The 17,617-nt window shown below is 48.3% G+C and carries 16 protein-coding genes; 4 read left to right on the plus strand and 12 right to left on the minus strand.

Annotation, left to right across the window (positions count from 1 at the left end; translation table 11 throughout):
* Together Q0090_RS05265 and Q0090_RS05270 are read left to right on the plus strand one after the other, a co-directional pair.
* Window positions 1-660 carry a trimeric intracellular cation channel family protein gene (locus Q0090_RS05265; protein ID WP_297948282.1) on the plus strand — a complete coding sequence of 220 codons (660 nt, stop codon included), beginning with the start codon at window positions 1-3 and terminating at the stop codon, window positions 658-660.
* 21 nt (window positions 661-681) lie between these two features.
* The gene (locus Q0090_RS05270; RefSeq protein WP_297948286.1) at window positions 682-3,333 is read left to right on the plus strand and encodes a leucine-rich repeat protein; all 2,652 of its coding nucleotides are present in this window, start codon (window positions 682-684) and stop codon (window positions 3,331-3,333) included.
* A 167-nt stretch (window positions 3,334-3,500) separates the two neighbouring features.
* Here Q0090_RS05270 and rplS read toward each other — a convergent pair whose 3' ends face one another.
* A complete protein-coding gene (gene rplS / locus Q0090_RS05275; RefSeq protein WP_297948289.1) occupies window positions 3,501-3,866 on the minus strand; it encodes a 50S ribosomal protein L19 in 366 nt (121 codons plus the stop codon).
* 238 nt (window positions 3,867-4,104) lie between these two features.
* Here rplS and Q0090_RS05280 point away from each other — a divergent pair, with 238 nt between their 5' ends.
* Window positions 4,105-4,488, plus strand: a complete 384-nt coding sequence (locus Q0090_RS05280) for a hypothetical protein (protein ID WP_297948292.1) — start codon at window positions 4,105-4,107, stop codon at window positions 4,486-4,488.
* Between the two features lie 98 nt (window positions 4,489-4,586).
* Here the strand turns inward: Q0090_RS05280 and Q0090_RS05285 are convergent, their stop codons facing one another.
* The 8 genes from Q0090_RS05285 to Q0090_RS05315 form a co-directional block, all read right to left on the minus strand.
* Window positions 4,587-5,747: a sodium ion-translocating decarboxylase subunit beta gene (locus tag Q0090_RS05285; protein ID WP_297948294.1), complete on the minus strand. Its 1,161-nt coding sequence runs from the start codon at window positions 5,745-5,747 to the stop codon at window positions 4,587-4,589.
* A gap of 37 nt (window positions 5,748-5,784) precedes the next feature.
* A complete protein-coding gene (locus Q0090_RS05290) occupies window positions 5,785-6,210 on the minus strand; it encodes a biotin/lipoyl-containing protein (protein WP_004331992.1) in 426 nt (141 codons plus the stop codon).
* A gap of 32 nt (window positions 6,211-6,242) precedes the next feature.
* Entirely contained in the window at window positions 6,243-6,434 is a 192-nt protein-coding gene (locus Q0090_RS05295; protein WP_297948300.1) for a hypothetical protein, read from the minus strand.
* Between the two features lie 7 nt (window positions 6,435-6,441).
* Window positions 6,442-6,918, minus strand: a complete 477-nt coding sequence (locus tag Q0090_RS05300; RefSeq protein ID WP_297948302.1) for an OadG family protein — start codon at window positions 6,916-6,918, stop codon at window positions 6,442-6,444.
* Between the two features lie 22 nt (window positions 6,919-6,940).
* The gene (locus Q0090_RS05305; protein WP_004332160.1) at window positions 6,941-8,494 is read right to left on the minus strand and encodes an acyl-CoA carboxylase subunit beta; all 1,554 of its coding nucleotides are present in this window, start codon (window positions 8,492-8,494) and stop codon (window positions 6,941-6,943) included.
* Between the two features lie 31 nt (window positions 8,495-8,525).
* Entirely contained in the window at window positions 8,526-8,936 is a 411-nt protein-coding gene (gene mce, locus Q0090_RS05310) for a methylmalonyl-CoA epimerase (protein WP_004332086.1), read from the minus strand.
* Window positions 8,937-9,360: 424 nt separating this feature from the next.
* A complete protein-coding gene (locus Q0090_RS08000; RefSeq protein WP_366136407.1) occupies window positions 9,361-9,801 on the minus strand; it encodes a DUF4377 domain-containing protein in 441 nt (146 codons plus the stop codon).
* A 292-nt stretch (window positions 9,802-10,093) separates the two neighbouring features.
* Entirely contained in the window at window positions 10,094-12,643 is a 2,550-nt protein-coding gene (locus Q0090_RS05315) for an outer membrane beta-barrel family protein (RefSeq protein WP_297948308.1), read from the minus strand.
* An 811-nt stretch (window positions 12,644-13,454) separates the two neighbouring features.
* Here Q0090_RS05315 and Q0090_RS05320 point away from each other — a divergent pair.
* Window positions 13,455-13,715: an RNA-binding protein gene (locus Q0090_RS05320; RefSeq protein WP_297948311.1), complete on the plus strand. Its 261-nt coding sequence runs from the start codon at window positions 13,455-13,457 to the stop codon at window positions 13,713-13,715.
* A gap of 60 nt (window positions 13,716-13,775) precedes the next feature.
* Here the strand turns inward: Q0090_RS05320 and Q0090_RS05325 are convergent, their stop codons facing one another.
* From Q0090_RS05325 to Q0090_RS05335, 3 genes are read right to left on the minus strand one after another with little or no spacing between them, the layout of a single operon-like run.
* Window positions 13,776-16,064 carry a TGS domain-containing protein gene (locus tag Q0090_RS05325; protein ID WP_297948314.1) on the minus strand — a complete coding sequence of 763 codons (2,289 nt, stop codon included), beginning with the start codon at window positions 16,062-16,064 and terminating at the stop codon, window positions 13,776-13,778.
* A gap of 38 nt (window positions 16,065-16,102) precedes the next feature.
* On the minus strand, window positions 16,103-16,483 hold the full coding sequence (locus Q0090_RS05330; protein WP_297948318.1) for a 2-amino-4-hydroxy-6-hydroxymethyldihydropteridine diphosphokinase: 381 nt from the start codon (window positions 16,481-16,483) through the stop codon (window positions 16,103-16,105).
* Between the two features lie 38 nt (window positions 16,484-16,521).
* The gene (locus tag Q0090_RS05335) at window positions 16,522-17,616 is read right to left on the minus strand and encodes a bifunctional 3-deoxy-7-phosphoheptulonate synthase/chorismate mutase type II (RefSeq protein WP_297948321.1); all 1,095 of its coding nucleotides are present in this window, start codon (window positions 17,614-17,616) and stop codon (window positions 16,522-16,524) included.
* Between the last annotated feature and the right edge of the window lies 1 nt (window position 17,617).

A 17,617-nucleotide genomic window follows, 5' to 3' on the forward strand; every position in this document is an offset into this window, starting at 1 on the left:
ATGAGCATTTCCTTCTCCGAGTATAGTATTACTGAGTTTGTCCGCTGGGCAGATTACCTCGGCACCTTTGCCTTTGCCATCAGTGGTACACGTCTGGCTGCCGCCCACAGATTCGACTGGTTTGGCGCATTCGTTATCGGACTTGTAACCGCCGTTGGGGGAGGTACTATCCGTGATCTTATGCTCGATCTCCCCATATTTTGGATGACCGAACCCTCTTACATGCTCATTGCTACCCTAGCGCTGATTGTTACCATAGTATTCCGCCACTGGCTCGTACGCATCAACAACACCGTATTCATCTTCGACGCCATCGGCCTGGGGCTCTTTACGGCCGTAGGGGTTGCCAAGAGTTTACATGCCGGGCTACCTTGGTGGATTGCCCCTGTAATGGGTACCGTAACGGGCTCTTTTGGCGGGATTCTGCGAGATATCCTTATCAACGAAGTTCCCCTGATCTTCCGTAACGACTTCTACGCCATGGCTTGCGTGATAGGCTCTTTTGTCTACCTTGGCATACTATACCTGGGTTGGTCTGCCCCTGTTGCCCAAGCGGCAACAGCCCTCACCGTAATGATCTTGCGAATCCTTGCAGCGCACTTCCACTGGAGTATCCCCGCACTAAAACCCCATCTAGACGACCCAACATCTAAGAAATAATCAACCCATATCCCCCTTATTATGAGTAACAAAAAAATCCTTTTACTCCTCGTGAGTTTTATTACAGTTCTCTGTAGTAGCCAACAATCCTTGGCACAGATCAAACTCACGCCCTTGGACGAAAACGCCTTCGCACAGAGCAATCTTCAACTCGTGCTTGACGGCAACAAGGAGGTTGCCCTACTCTCCAAAGAGTGCGTTGTACTCTATGGGAAAGCAAAGATCATGCAACTCGTTTACCTCCCCAAAGCAGATCGTACAATAGACTTCTCTCAAGCCTATATTGTACTAGGCGAAGTTGGGATAATTAAATTTTTGGAAGATGGAACTGTCACCGACGTCCTTTTTGATCAAACGGGGCGAGATGGGTTCTTTATTTCCAAAGATGGTCAATGCGGTTATACTCCCATACCCGATGCAAAAGATGCAACTCTACGTCCCTATATACTAGAGGATAAACGTGGAGAAGAGACGGAGACCTATGCTGTGGTAAAGCTCGGGAATAAAATATGGATGCGCGAAAACCTACGCACCGCCCTATTCCAAGATGGTACTCCCATCAAGACCGGCCTTGACAAAAAAGACTGGGAAGCCACAAAGGCTCCGGCCGTAACTTATTACGATGGCGACGCCTCTAATCGCACCGCAATGGGCGCACTCTACAACTGGTATGCCGTAACTGAGACTACGACACCACTCGCTCCTAAGGGCTGGCAGGTCCCTTCGGCCAATGACTGGAAGGCTATTGTAAAATACCTTGACCCCAACGGATTTATGCCCGATGAGTACGATAATCCCTCAATCCTCTCTCTAACCGCCGGAGTGATGCTCAAGAGCAAAGAGGGCTGGACCCACTCGCCCTCAGGCAAACCGGAGGATATTGTGGTGGGGAACAACCTATCTCAACTCGACATTAAGCCCTTCGGGAGCACCTCTACGAGTAAGTATTTCAACGGCTATTCGGGCAAGGGGCTACAGGCCTATCTCTGGAGCTGTACACAGAGTGACTACGAAGCTACCAAGGGCGAGTTCTTCAGACTATTCTGGGATCAGAAGGTGGCAAACTTCTTCTTCGAAGATAAATTCATGGGCTACTCCGTTCGTTGCATCCTGAATACTCCTATCCAACTTGCAGAGGCACAGCCAATTGCCCCCACGGCTCTCACCTTGAATGTAACAACAGCAGGCACACTCGCCTCGCAACTCTCTGACGAACATAAGCAATCGGTGAGCCAACTCACACTAAAAGGATCTCTCGATGCTCGTGACTTTGCCGCCCTACGCCAGCTCTCCAAACTCAATGATCTGACTCTCGAGGAGGTAAAGATCGAGGCCTATCGTGGGGATGGCGGTCCCATTGCCGGAGTCAAAAAATATCCCGAAAACGAGCTCCCTGCCGAGAGCTTCAAGGGGAATACAACCCTCTCCTCCTTCAAAGCAACGGGAGAGATCAACTCTCTAGGCGCAAATTGCTTCGAAGGCTGTACTCGCCTAAATGAGGTAATACTCCCAGCAGATCTTACCGAGTTTAATGGCAGTAACTTTAAGAACTGTACATCCCTTCAGACCCTCACACTGCACGATGGCATCACAGATCTTGGAGCTTCTACCTTCGAAGGCTGTAGCTCGCTCGCTGGCATTACACTTCCTAGAGAGATAGAAGAACTTGGCGACTCGCTATTCAAGGATTGTAAATCGCTCGCCTCTATAACCATCCCCAATAGCGTCACCTCTATCGGCATGAGCACCTTTGAGAACTGCTCTACACTGACACAAATCGAGATACCCGATGCCGTAGAGACCCTTGGCATGTTTGCTTTCCAAGGCTGCACGGCACTACAGACGGCAACCCTCGGCAATGGAATCACCGAAGTAGACTATGGGACATTCCTCGGAGACTATGCCCTCAAGAGCGTGACACTACCCAATAATCTGGAGACGATCGGGGCTTTTTCGTTCCAAGGATGTACGGCACTAAAGACTCTTACAGTACCCCAAAAGGTGAAAAAGATTGCCAATGGGGCCTTCCGTAGTACAGCTATTAACTTCACCCTTTCCGAGGGGTCTCTATTTGAAGTAAAGGACGAAATGCTCCTCAGCAAAGATGGGAAAACGATCTACTACGTACCCAATACTTTCAGAGGCGAAGTGGTAATTCCCAACGGCATAGAGACCATCAATGGAGCTGCTTTTGCCGACTGCAAGGGCGTATCTAAGGCACATCTTCCGGCTTCCATCCGTGAGATCAAGCTCATGGCATTTGAGAATACATCGCTTTATCAGCTGACCCTTGATGTTGTAAATCCCTCTGATATAAAACTTGGAGAAGATGTTTTTGGTAAAACCATGGACTACTCTCGCTGCGAACTTTTCGTTCCCGAGACTTCAGTAGAAGCCTACAAAGCGACTGAGCCTTGGAAGCACTTCGACATCAAAGCCGCTACGGCTCTCACATCTCCTACTTCGGAATTCTTCCAAATTAGCCTCGAAGGACGCACCTTGCAGCTCTACACAGCACAACGCACTGCCTTCTCGCTCTCCTCTATGCAGGGAGAAATGCTTCTGCAAGGCTCTCTACAAACAGGTAGCAACCCAATAGAGACCGCACAATTACCCAGCGGGGTTTACCTCCTGAGTGTAGGAGAGAATAACCAACTCATCCTACTACCCTAAGACGGCTCCTCGAGCTAAACGTATAAACCCCCTGCGCTCCAACCTTGTGAGTGCAGGGGGCTTTCTCTATCTCCGACCGCCCCTTTGGATAAAAAGAAACCGCCCAAGGATTTCTCCTTAGGCGGCTCCGAAAAGTCTTCTATCTCACCCATAGAGGGGAGAGAGTCTTACTTTACGCTGGCAGAGAGCTTACGGCGTTCTTTGATACGTGCTGCGCGACCCATACGATCACGGAGGTAGTACAACTTAGCACGACGCACCTTACCATGCTTTTCTACTGTGATGTTTTCGATAAAGGGGCTATCGTAAGGGAAGATACGTTCTACACCTACTTCGCCAGAAATCTTGCGAACGGTGAAACGACGCTTATCACCATGACCACGGAACGAAATAACCGTTCCACGATACTTCTGGATACGCTCTTTATTACCTTCTTTGATGCGATACTCAATAGTAATAGTATCCCCAATGGTAAACTTAGGATGCTCTTTACCCGACTTAAACTCGTCGTTGACCAACTTAATGAAGTCCATACACTCTTTCTTTTTTAATTAGTACTCTTACCAAACGCAATGTAACGAGCTGCAGAAGAAGTGCTTCCACTAATAAGAGGAGCCTACCGTCTCGCCAGAGATTGCGCAAAGCCCTGCAAAGGTACAACATTCTGAGCAATTAATTATCCTAGGGAGAATAATTGTCCTACAGATGAAAAGAAGCGGAAGAATTCCCTACTTTTGTAAAAGGAACAAACTAGAAAGACAACCTAACATCATGAGCAAATTTAGAACTATTATCCTTGGAGGGATTTTCGCCTCCACTCTGCTACTAACGAGCTGTAGCACACTATTGAGTCTGTCGGATTCGTACACCTTCACTAAAGTAAAGCTTGGTATGACTCGAGAAGAAGTCTATAAGCAAACACGCTTGCGCCCCATAAAGGTTGCCAAGCACCTTGACAAGGATGGCTCGGAAATAGAAATTTTTTATTTCAAGACTCTGATGAACGAATGGGATAAAACTGCAGCCCACATCTATGCCAACCAGCGACTCGTGTTTCGCAACGGCAGACTTATTGCCGTGGAACAGGGAGATGAACAAATCGTGTATAAGCAAATCCCCAATAATGGAATAGGGATCTCCGTTGGGATTGAATAGAACAACAGATCCTCTCCATCTCCCACAGAAAACAAAAAAAGAACCCTCTCCTACCGCAAGTGGTAAGAGAGGGCTTTTTCTTGTGTTAGGCTCAAAACTTAGTTTGTACCGAGGAAGCCCAAAAGCACCCCGGCGGCAAGAGCAGATCCGATAACCCCGGCTACGTTGGGACCCATGGCATGCATGAGCAGGTAGTTGGTGGGGTCGTACTCAAGCCCTACTATCTGAGAGATACGAGCTGAGTCGGGCACTGCAGAGACTCCTGCATTACCAATAAGAGGATTGATTTTGCTCCCTTTCTTCAAGAAAAGATTCATCACCTTTACAAAGAGCACTCCCGCACAGGTGGCAATTACGAAGGAGAGAGCACCCAGCCCGAAGATCTTAATCGAATTGAGCGTTAGGAACTCCGTTGCTTGCGTTGAGGCCCCAACCGTTACCCCAAGTAGGATGGTAATGGTGTCGATAAGGGGCCCCTTGGCCGTATCGGCAAGGCGTTTGGTCACACCACTCTCCTTGAGCAAATTGCCAAAGAAGAGCATCCCCAAAAGAGGAAGCCCCGAAGGTACCAAGAAGGTTGTAAGCAAAAGACCTACAATGGGGAAGACAATCTTCTCTGTTTTGGAGACTGCACGCGGGGGCTTCATTCGTATTAAACGCTCCTTCTTTGTAGTAAGAAGGCGCATGAAGGGGGGCTGAATAATTGGTACCAATGCCATATAGGAGTAGGCAGATACCGCAATAGCTCCCATAAAATGAGGGGCGAGCTTAGACGAAAGGAAGATAGCCGTAGGCCCGTCTGCCCCACCAATGATACCAATAGCCCCTGCTTCGTTGGGAGCAAAGCCCCAAAGGAGAGCAAGCATGTAGGCCCCAAAAATACCAAACTGAGCCGCCGCCCCAATGAGCATGAGCTTGGGATTGGAGATAAGAGCCGAGAAGTCGGTCATCGCTCCGATGCCCAAGAAAATAAGAGGAGGATACCAGCCCTGCCGCACCCCTTGGTAGAGGATATTGAGCACAGAGCCCTCTTCATAAATACCGATCTGTAAACCTGCATCCTTAAATGGGATATTGCCGATGAGCATACCAAAGCCAATGGGGATTAGTAGTAGGGGCTCAAATTCGTAGCGAACGGCTAAGAAAATGAAGAGAAGCCCTACAGCCAACATCACCCAATGCCCGGTGGTAGCATTAGCAAAACCTGTAAAGGAAAAGAAGGTCTCAAGATTATCGACGAGGAAACTACCGAAACCCATGATTGTTGTTACGTTTTATTTATACTAATGCTTGTGCTTAGCCAATCACGACAATGTCTGTACCCTCGAGTATTGACTCTCCTTTTTGTACTTTGACTTCGAGCACCTTACCTTCGCGATCGCTATTGATATTGTTTTCCATCTTCATAGCCTCTAGCACAGCTACTTTCTGACCCCGTTTTACAACGTCGCCCACCTGTACTACCACATCAAGAATCACCCCTGGCAGAGGAGCCTTGATACCGCCCTTGCTACCGCCTCCGGCAGAGGGAGCCGAAGCCTTAGGGGCCGAAACTACCGGAGTTACTCGCTTCACTACAGGACGAGGTGTTTCTTTTTTCTCTGTAAGCAGTTCTACTTGGTAGGTAGTGCCATTTACCTCCACTTCTGCCTCCTTTTCTTCGAGTTTATTGAGCTTAACGGCATACTCATTGCCGTTGATTTTGTATTTGAATTCTTTCATTTTTCAGGTTGTCTATCTCTCTAATAATGATTTCAAATCCCCTTGATAGAGGGAACGCTACGCACGATCTGACTTTTGAGTGCCCAAGCTGATGCGACGGAGGGTCTCCGTATGGTAAGGCGCATATCCGTAGTATCGTGCATATAATCTGCAAGAGACTCCGTAAGAGCCAAACCAATCGCGGCAAGCACTTCTGGAGAGGGAGTGGTAGGAGTTCGTTTCATAATAATATTATCTTCCGGCAACTGAGGCACGACGAGGTACCCCCGAGACGCGCTGATTAAAGGCTTTATTGCTCCAGCCCGAAGGGGCATGGGAGGAGGTGTGATCGATGGTTATCAGACCACTCTCTTCATCGTGCATACCACCGGCAGCCTCGTACAGAGCCATACCAATAGCTACGGCCACCTCGGGAGACATTCCATTTTTTGAAGTGGGAGCCACTCCTCTCTTGGGAGCATTATCACGATTCTTATTACGCTCCGAGAGTTGTTGCGAGAGTCTCCCCACCCCCTTGAAGCATAGATAAAGAACGGCAAGGCCAAAGAAAACCACGAGCATGGCTGTGATGGTCATCACAATGCCAGAGGGGTCTTCTTCGAGGAGAGCATTAGCCTTAGACTGGCTCTGGGCCCCTAGCGACAAGCTCGAAAGCACTATCGCCGAGGCTAGTATGGAGCAACGTCTTAGTAAACGATCTACTTGCATAATCTCTGTGGAATGGAATCGATTAAAGAGGCAAATTATCGTGCTTCTTGGCGGGGAGGCTCTGACGCTTGGTGCGGAGTTGCTCCAACGCCCGAATGATGCGGAAGCGTGTATTGCGTGGTTCGATCACATCATCGAGGTAGCCATACGATGCCGCCGTGTAGGGATTAGCAAAGGCGCGACGATATTCTTCCTCCTTCTCTAGGGCAGCCTTGGCAGGATCTTCTGCGGCAGCCACTTCTTTAGAGAAGACAACTTCTACAGCACCCGAGGGCCCCATCACGGCAATTTCTGCACTGGGCCAAGCGTAGTTTAGGTCGCTACGCATGTGCTTCGAGCCCATTACGATATAGGCACCACCATACGCCTTGCGGAGAGTTACCGTTACCTTGGGCACGGTAGCCTCGCCATAAGCGTAAAGGAGTTTAGCCCCATGTGCAATTACGGCGTTGTACTCTTGACCGGTACCCGGGAGGAAGCCCGGTACATCCACTAGGGTAACAATAGGGATATTGAAAGCATCGCAGAAGCGAACAAAGCGAGCTGCCTTGCGAGACGAGTTGCTATCCAAGCTACCGGCCATCACCTGAGGCTGGTTGGCTACAATACCTGTACTCATACCATTAAAGCGTGCAAAACCCACAATAATGTTGCGAGCGTAATCGGCATGCACTTCGAGGAACTCTCCATTATCCACCACAGCCCCAATCACTTCGTACATATCGTAGGGACGGTTGGGCTCGTCGGGGATAATCTCGTTGAGGAGGTCTTCTTTACGATCTACAGGGTCGGTACACTCTACGAGAGGTGCCTCTTCCATATTATTTTGGGGGAGATAGCTCAAGAGGCGACGGATAAGCTGGATACCATCCTCTTCGGTATCTACGGCAAACTGAGCCACACCGCTCTTGCCGGCATGGATATCAGCTCCACCAAGCTCCTCTTGGGTTACATCTTCGCCCGTTACGGTCTTTACCACTTTTGGTCCCGTGAGGAACATGTAGCTCGTACCACGCACCATTATATTAAAGTCTGTAAGAGCAGGAGAATACACGGCACCACCGGCACAGGGGCCGAAGATTCCCGATATTTGGGGGATCACACCCGAGGCAAGGATATTGCGTTCGAAGATTTCGCCGAAGCCACAGAGGGCATTCACTCCCTCCTGAATGCGTGCACCACCCGAGTCGTTAAGTCCGATTACAGGTGCGCCCACCTTCATGGCAAGATCCATCACTTTACAGATTTTCTGTGCGAGCATTTCTCCCAAGGCTCCACCCAATACGGTAAAGTCTTGTGCGAATATATATACGAGTCGCCCATCTATGGTACCACTCCCCACTACTACACCATCGCCAAAAAACTTCTTTTTGTCCAGACCAAAATTGGTAGAGCGATGGAGGGCAAACATATCAATTTCTTCAAAACTACCCTCGTCTAGCAACATAGCAATGCGCTCCCGAGCAGTGTATTTACCCTTGGCATGCTGTGCTTCGATGCGCTTTTCGCCACCGCCGAGGCGAGCCTCTTCGCGCTTAGCGATCAGTTCTCTCGTTTTTTCTAATTGTTGACCCATATAATTATCTCTAAAGTGTTTATTCGTTGTTTTATTTGTCTTTTGCGTCACACAACTCTAGCAATAGTCCGTGTGTACTCTTGGGGTGGAGGAAACCGATATTAAGCCCCTCTGCCCCACGACGAGGCTGTTTGTCTATAAGTTGTACACCCTTTTCTCCGGCTTCGGAGAGGGCAACACCGGCATCGGGAGTAGCAAAAGCGATATGATGAATACCCTCGCCTCGCTTCTCTAGGAACTTGGCAATGGGGCTGTCTTCGCTTGTCGGCTCAAGCAATTCGAGCTTGGTTTCTCCAATTTTGAGGAATGCTGTGCGTACCTTTTGGTCGGCTACTTCTTCTATGTTGTAGCACTTAAGACCTAAAGTTTCTTCAAAGAAAGGAAGAGCTTCTTGGATGCTCTTAACGGCGATTCCAAGGTGTTCGATATGTGATAGATCCATATTCTACACTTATTAGTTTGCTTCTTTTTATACGCCTTCCCTCTCTGTGGCAAGAGAGGCGAGAGGGCCTATATCTTGGTGCAAATATAGTAATAATACACTAGCCAATGAATATATTAGGGGAAAATAGGGAGTTAGAATGGAATTTCTGAGGGATTACAGCTAAGAACGACCTCCATAACCATCAGATTTATACACAGTAAGAAGCTAAATGCACACCAGCTCTATCTTGGTGCAGATATACAGAACTATGGATAGAATCAAGAAGGGAAAGAAACGAGGAGATCTTACCCTTCTCGCTTCCTTCCCTATCCCTCCAGCATATGCACTACTGGACATATGGCATTTAATCCGTCTACAAAAAGGAGCAGTAAAAAAACAAAACACTTTTCTTCATGACACAATCATACTAAAGATTACACATTTATTCAATTTTCTCCTCAGAAAAAATGCACTCTAGCGCAAAAATCTGATTAGAGGAGTCCTGCGGAGGATTTGCCAAATGAGTAATCAATACCTTTATCTTGTATCTGTACCCTATTTGGTAGTCAAATCCTCTTATTCCATTAAGTGGAACATAAAAAGGCTCTGAATGAGGAGAACTAAGACTAGTGACAACCATACATTCAACCTCATTCTCTACAAGTTCATAGATCAACTTCTTCTCTGTCTTATGAGATACCAACCATATTTCCTCAGTCGTATAATCCTTCTGCAAAGATTCCTGACAAGAGGATATACCTGTGATAACAAAAAACGTGGACACTACCGCCATAAACTTTCTCCAAGCATGACGACCTCGTACAGCACAACCCTTCGGAGTACTAGGATCCACCTTAATCAAAGAATAAAAAAACTTTCTCATCCAATTGTATTTTTGGGTAAATCATTCGCATGCAAACGAGAGAGGGATATCCCCCCAGAAGCATACTCACACCTTTCTTGACCACGAATATAACGATAAAATCCAAACATAAAAGAGGATTAACATAGTACAAGGCAAAACAACAACTATTTGCCACAAAGAAGGCCTAAAATCTACCTTTTAACTCCTGACCTCTCTGCGCACAAATGAAGATACTTCACATCACCATATGGACTATGCTATAATTATAAATTATATTAGTTCTCTTTTCTCCTTTATGTAGGGGAAGGGATTAATTACCTCCAACTCCTCCGGGTGCACCTCCAGCCCCCTGCTCCTTCTTTTCGCTGCTCATCAAGTCCTTATTCTCAATGGTGCGGCTTACCTTGCGAATAGCACTCTTAAGGTTACCGAAACTATAGCTGATCGAGATACCCGTAGATAAGCCATAGTTGCGCACTCGGGTCTCACCCTTGAATGAAGGAGACGACATCTCAATATTGAAATTATACCAGGGCGAGAAGGGATTACTAATCCATCCCGAGAGAGTTAGTCGCTGTTTGAGGAGCGACTTGCTCACACTCAGGTGGTGCCAAGATCCCCAGAAGCTCTTTAGGTTGATCGTAGGAGGTTGGATAAATATGCCTGCATTTACTCCCAGACTCCAATTCTTGGGAAGGGTAAACGTCGCCCCCACGAAGCTGTTACCTCCCAGCCCTTTCATTACGGTATTGCCATAATCGTCTTTCCCATTAATCTTAATACCACTAGCATCTAGGGTCACAAAGTCTAGATTGCCCTGCAAATAGAGGCGCACCCACGATGCCGGTACATACTGCGTAAAGAGGTTAAAGCCCAAAGAACGCATCTTTCCCTTATCCGTATAAGTTTGGTGTAAAATACGATTTCCCTTATCGTCAAGTTGGCTAAAGAAGTACTCCTCCACTTTATTATTGCTGAATTGGTAGCTGGCACTTAGCATGAGCGAGAACTTCTGCGTATAGTGCGAATAGGTAGCATCTAGGGCATGTACCCTCTCGTTGGAGAGGTTTTCATTTCCATACTTCACCAAGAGGGGAGATACCTGCTCGCGGTAAGGATTAAGCTGAGTAATGCTGGGGCGTTGTATGCGGTAGTTGTATCCTAGCTTCAATTGGTCTGCATCGGCAAGAGTCCATGTAGCAATAAGCTGTGGTACTACATCCAAAAAGGTATGATGCAAATTGGCTTTGGGTTCTCTGGCAAACTCTACGTTTTGTACGCCATACTCGGCGCGAGCTCCGGCTACGAGATTGACTTTGCCTTTGCGGTAGGTGACATTACCATAGGCTCCATAGATATTTTGCTTATATGCCATAGGAGAGCCACTAATACCCAAATGCTGCCCAAAGAGACTCCCAACAACCCATTCGTTGCTAATTTTATCCAAGACCTTAAACACAGACTCGGTCGCACCCAAACGGAATATACTCTTAAGCCCTGCCTCTACCTTCCACTTATCGCCAAAAGGACGAACATAATCGATCTGTCCGGTATGCTCATTAAAAGCAGCATCGGTTTGGGAGAATTGTCGATTGGTCTGCAGAATACTCTCGGCATTCTTAGGGTCAAAGATTTTCTGATCAGTAAGAACCTCGCTATGATTGGGAGTATGAACCCATTGGTAGGAGAGGGTTAGGGACTCACCCTTTAGAGCTGTGGTATGCTCGTAGTCAAGCCGAGTTTCGAGCGTTGTGGAGCTACTCTTAGTATCGTCCCACAACTCATACTTGGCAAGCAACTTGCCCGAGGGGTCTTCGGTGCGTGTGGTAGTAATATTCACTCCCGGGGTGTTATGGCTAGAAAGATCTACATTCAACGACAGAAGATTGCGCTCATTAAAGTCGTAGGTTAGGTTCAATCCTCCCATGTGGTAGCCATAGCGACTTTTATTGCGCTCCACTGTATTCTCGCTAGTAAGACGGATACCCGTATCACGATAGGTAAGGACTGAGGTATTGAGCATCGGCATCATAGAGAAGTTGTACACCCCTCCGTGATAGTTGGCAGTAACCCCAAACTTACCGACCTTGCTGGTGAAAAATACATTCCCATCCCCACCGGGTTGTATGATAGAGCCATTTACTCCTATCTGTGCCTGATACCCCTCAAAAGAGGTTTGTTCCGTGATAATATTGAGGATGGCACCGACCCCTTCGGCCTCATATTTTACCCCCGGCTCTGTGATTACCTCCACCGACTTAATAGTAGAAGCTGGGATGCTACGGAGTACCTCCTTAGGATTTGAGGAGATCATTTTAGAGGGCTTACCATTGAGGTAAATACGGAAATTCTTCGACCCCTTAACGCTAACATTTCCCTCTCCATCCACCGTTACAAGGGGAACCTTTCGGAGCATATCTCGGAGGGACTCAGCCTTGCTCAAAGGGTCATCCTTTACATTATAGGCAATGCGATCGGCATCAAGACGTACCAAAGGACGAGCAGCCGTAACGGTTACTTCTGCAAGATTTTCGGCATCGTCGGCCATAAAAAGGCGCAACATACCCATACTTTTCACTTTGCTGTAAGGGAGTATCTGAGGTTTCATCTTCTTGCCTACAAAAGAGGCTTCGACCTTGTACTCATTGGCCACAGGTACAGATATGGCAAAACGCCCTCCATCATCGGTAAGTTGCCGTAGAGCACTCCCCTCCTTCCCCTCCGAAATAGGGGTAAAAGAGACAGCCGCAAAGGGTACCGGCTCACGGCTAAGGCTATCCAATACCATGCCTCGCAGCAAATGGTCATTTTGAGCTCCGGCTCCACCTATACCAAGGTATAGAGCCAACAAAAAAGTCAAGCATAAAAACCTATTTCTAGGCTTCTTAATAGGATTTAAACTCATCATAACGTAGACTTATTTTCTCTTTTACATCCTCCTTCGCTCCCTCAAAAGAGAGGGATCCGGAGAGTCTTTCTTTATCCCTAAATCAACCGATTTTGGAGCATAAGAAGAGGGACACACTCCCCTCATCAGCCCCTCGCCAATGATGCAAATATACGACAATTCGACCAAAAAACTTCGGAAACGGCTTCTGTTTTAGACTAAATATCAACGTAAGCAATTAGCCTCCAAGAGAGAGAGATAAGCTTGCTAGCTATTTTATCCTTTCGTTCGGTTCTAAACGCCTCAATAGGTGGATCGCTCAAAAATCACAGGCCTAAATTTTTTGGATTTCCGGGTAAGATTTTCTCCAATCTCAGGCAAAAAATAAAAACTTTTAGGGCAGAAACTCCCCTCAAAATCAGCCTAAAACGGAATGGAAACAGGACAACTAGCCTTTAGTCACCGGCGCCCCTCGCACGATAGGCTTGCAGAGAGCCCCGGCCTCCCCGCTCCAGCGAGAGAAGGCAACGCCACAAGAGAAAATCTAAAATGCAAAGAGTAAGTTTTTTGCGCCAACAAAAGATAGTTAGAGAGTTTTACCTACCTTTGTCTCGTCACAAGCGAACACCTAATCCCTCTGGGATTGGCTTTGAGATATATTTTGTAGGTGGAGATGCTAGCGAGCAGCCCTCTACAAAGGGGAATCCTCCTCTAGCTCATAACTTCCGATAGTAGAAGTAGTTCCTTTTATGACATAGTACTAATTTTAATTCTCACAAGAGGAATGAACATCTATCTAGGTAATCTCAATTACAAGGTAAAGGCCGAGGATCTTATCGCCCTCGCTCAACAGTATGGAAGCGTAGCCAATGCTCGCATCATTACAGACAGAGAGACCGGTCGCTCTCGCGGCTTTGGTTTTGTAGAAATGGACGACGCAGAGGCTTTGGCTGCCATCGAAGCTCTTAACGAACAAGAGTTTATGGGACGTAAACTCGTTGCCAAACAAGCCGAAGAACGCCCCGAGCGCGCTCCTCGCCGCTAACAAACCATCCCATCCCCCTTCGCCTACACGAAGGGGGATTCCCATGAAAAAACAGAAGTATTAGAAGCGCAGGCGAACAGAGTGCACCCCCGGGAGCACAGCCACTTGGTTGCGTAGGGCCTGAATGCGTGGGCGCGGAGCCTGTACGGTAAACTCCGCATCAATCAAACCACCCTTTGTCTGGATATTGTAGCTCAGTAGCGCAACGGAAGTATTATTCTTGACAAGAGAAATCAACCTAGAGACCAATTCTACACTATCGATAGCCTCTACATAGAGGTGGGCCTTGGGTTGTGCCGTTCCTAATCCGCACCACTCGGCCGATAGCAACTTGTCGGGGTTATTTTGCATCAGATAGGGCACATTGGGGCAACTCTTGCGGTGGATACGAATCCCCGAGCGAGAGGGATAAGCTACGATAGCATCCCCAAACTGCGGATTGCAGCACTGAGCAAGCGCATAATCCACCCCATTAAGACTTTCGTCCATAATCACCACGGTACCGGCACCACGCCCGGCCACGGCACTCTCCTGCTTAGAGGCGTCTGCCGTCTGCACAGCTTCGTAGGTAAGGGGGATGGTCAATGTTCCCTCCTTGGCGGCTGTTTCCAAAGTCGTGTACTGAGCCTCGTAGCGGCGTTGGTACTCCTCTAAAACATGATTTAGATCTATCTTATCATCGGCTACGTCGCGGAAAAACTCGTTAAGCGCAGCATAGCCCATTTTGCGGGTGAGCTGATTGAATAGACTCTCATCCCAAGTAAGGTGCCTATTGCGGAAGCGGCGTTCGAGAGTAGCACGTGCTTCGCTAAGCCCTCGCTCACTCCGTTCTCTTAGTTTCTGGCGGATTTTATTTTTGGCAGCCGGGCTAACCACGATCTGTAACCAGTCTTCCCTCGGGTATTGATTGCGGTTGGTTGTCACACTTACTGTATCCCCATTTTGCAAGACCGTACGCAGAGAGGCATTCTTGCCATTGACCTGAGCCGCCACCGCCGTAGCTCCCACGTTGGAGTGAATGGCGAAGGCAAAGTCGAGCACTGTAGCCTTTGGGGGAAGTTTTTTCAGCTCCCCTCGGGGGGTAAAGACAAATATCTCTTTGGGGGCGCCTAGGCTGTACTTTTCGTTTTCGTCCGCAGAGACATCCGCTTTTGTCTCCAGCATTTTACGCACCGAAGTAAGCGTTTTGTCCAGTTCTCCCTCACTCTTAAGGCCCTTATAACGCCAGTGGGCAGCCACCCCCCGCTCTGCCACCTCATCCATACGTCGGGTACGGATTTGGATTTCTATGAAGCGCCCTTCGGGGCCCTCCACGGTGATTTGGAGCGATTCGTAGCCATTGGCCTTGGGTGTGGTAATCCAGTCCCGCAAACGCTCTGTGTCGGGCGTGAATTTGTCCGTAATCAAGCTATAGCAGTACCAGCAGGCCTCGTGCTCCTCCCGAAGAGGTGCTTCGATAATAATGCGCAGGGCGGTCAGGTCGAAGATATTATCGAAAGAGACCCCCTTCTTCTGCATCTTGTTGTGGATGGAGCTAATGCTCTTGGTGCGAGATTTTATCTCATAACACCACCGTTTGGTACCACTATCAATACACTGCCTAAGGAGGGAGACAAACTTTTGCAAGTATTCTTCGCGTGCACGTTTGGTCTCTCCCAGCATCGATTTGATGGCATAGAAAGATTCGGGTTGCGTGTATTTTAGGTATAGATCTTCCAGCTCTCCCTTGGCGGCATAGAGCCCAAGTTTGTGCGTTAGAGGGATAAAATAACTATTCACCTCCTCGGCTTGCTCGCGACGCTTCTCCTCGGGCAGATATTTTTTGGCCGTGCGCATCCGATAGAGGCGGTCTGCAATGATCAGAAGCAGTACGCGCACATCCTCAGCCACCGTGAGCAGCAGTTCGCGAAAGAGAGAGTCCTCCACATGGGAGCGACGCATATAGATCTGAGCTGTCTCTCGTATGCGAGCAATAAGGGATACAGTCCCCTCCGGAGTAAACTTCGCCACCTCCTCCGGTGTGTAAAAACCCTTGTAGACAGCCCTATAGAAGAGTACTGCCGATAGGGATACACTGCTGAGGTTAAATTCTTTGGATACAATAAGGGCTACTTCGAGCTGACGAATAAGCCCGTTGTAGCCAAACTCATCTCGGGCAAAACAGCCCTGTTTCACTAAAAAAGTGAGCCGCTCCCGATATACCGACGGGGGGACTTGGATATGAGCCAGCCCCCTCAGCTCCCGATACAACTCCAAGAGACGAGCCTTTTCTTCTCGGGAGAAATAATTCTCTTCTTGCGGAGGGGTGGGATTAAGGTTCCCCTCTGGAGTTACATCTATCGGCTGCATATACTTTCCTTTCTTCTCTAGGGAAGAAGGAGAAGCGACTAAAACTCGTCGATCTCTTCCATCCCTGCCACTACATAAGGACGCACCAAGTCGTGAGGCTTTATCACCTCGTCGTTCCACTCAATGAGGTCTATATCGAGGGGGATAATTCCCTCTTCGTCGTCATCGGGATCACGCCCGAAATCTTTTTCTATCGCCTTGAGGCGGGAGCAAAAGTCCTCACAAGACTCTGCGGTAGGGATCATGGCAACCAGGTTTAGAAAGGGCTTTGTACCCTCCGGCAGGTCTATGGGTTCGGTAATCTCGGGTGTGGAGAAGCGGCTCCCCGGGTACGAAGATTGGAGTAGCTGGGTAACACTGTTGATATTGTTTGTTCGATCCTTGTTGCTACCTATGCTAATAATGGCTTTGTTTGTCATTGTTATATAATGCGCTCTCTAGTCTAAATGGATAGGGATTACTTACGATTGTTGTGCTGGATACGCACCGACTCTTCGTGTATAAGAGTCATAAAATTCTTTACGAAAGAGGGGTCTAGCCCCAAACTCTCGGCCCACGAAATATACTCCGCCAGGTTGGCTTCAAACTGCGCTTCCTGCAAGACGGGGATATCGGCACGTCTCTTTAGTTCTCCAATACGGGCAGCAACGATCATACGATGCGCCAGATTGGAAATAAGAAGATTGTCCATCTCGGCAAGAGTGGCTCGGTAAGACTTGAGACGGATATCGTCTATACGAGTTTCCTTACTCCTTATTACGAGACTATCTATTATGGTTTTAAGCTCAGATGGGGTAACCTGCTGACGGGCATCCGTGAGGGCACTGGCAGGCTGGATATGACTCTCGATCATCAACCCCTGAAAGCCAAGATCCAACGCCTTTTGGCTCACAGCCTTGATGGCTTCTCGGCGGCCCGTGATATGGCTGGGGTCACAGATAAGAGGGACGTCGGGCAGTTCTTTTTGGAATTCAAAGGCTACGCCCCAATAGGGAGCGTTGCGGTAGTCTATCTTGAAGGCAGGGGGTGGCGGAAATCCTCTAAAGATGGCAGAAATATCCGTAATGCCTACTTGCCAAAAACGCTCAATGGTACCGAACCACAACTGCAGGTCGGGGCACATTGGGTTTTTAATCATGAGAGGGATATTAGATCCTCGGAGCACTTCGGCAATCTCCTGTACAGAGTAAGGATTTGTAGAGGTGCGGGCTCCAATCCAGAGCACATCCACTCCGGCCTCTAGGGCAGCCTCGGCATGCTTATAGGTACAAACTTCGGTGGTAGTGCGGTAACCAAATTTTTCTTTTACCTCTGCCAACCAAGAAAGACCTTCGATGCCAATTCCTTCAAAACCACCCGGTTTAGTGCGAGGCTTCCAGATGCCGGCTCTAAAGAGATCAATCCCGAGCGGCTGCAAACCCTCGGCTGTAGCGAGTAGTTGCTCACGGCTCTCGGCACTGCACGGCCCCGCAATTAAGCGGTATGATCGTGGCTCTGCAGGCTCTTCCGGCAAGGGGGAAGGCGTTGAAGAAGGTGCGGGTTGTTCGTTCATT

Origin of the sequence: uncultured Porphyromonas sp., assembly GCF_938023125.1 — a bacterium.
GTDB lineage: Bacteria > Bacteroidota > Bacteroidia > Bacteroidales > Porphyromonadaceae > Porphyromonas.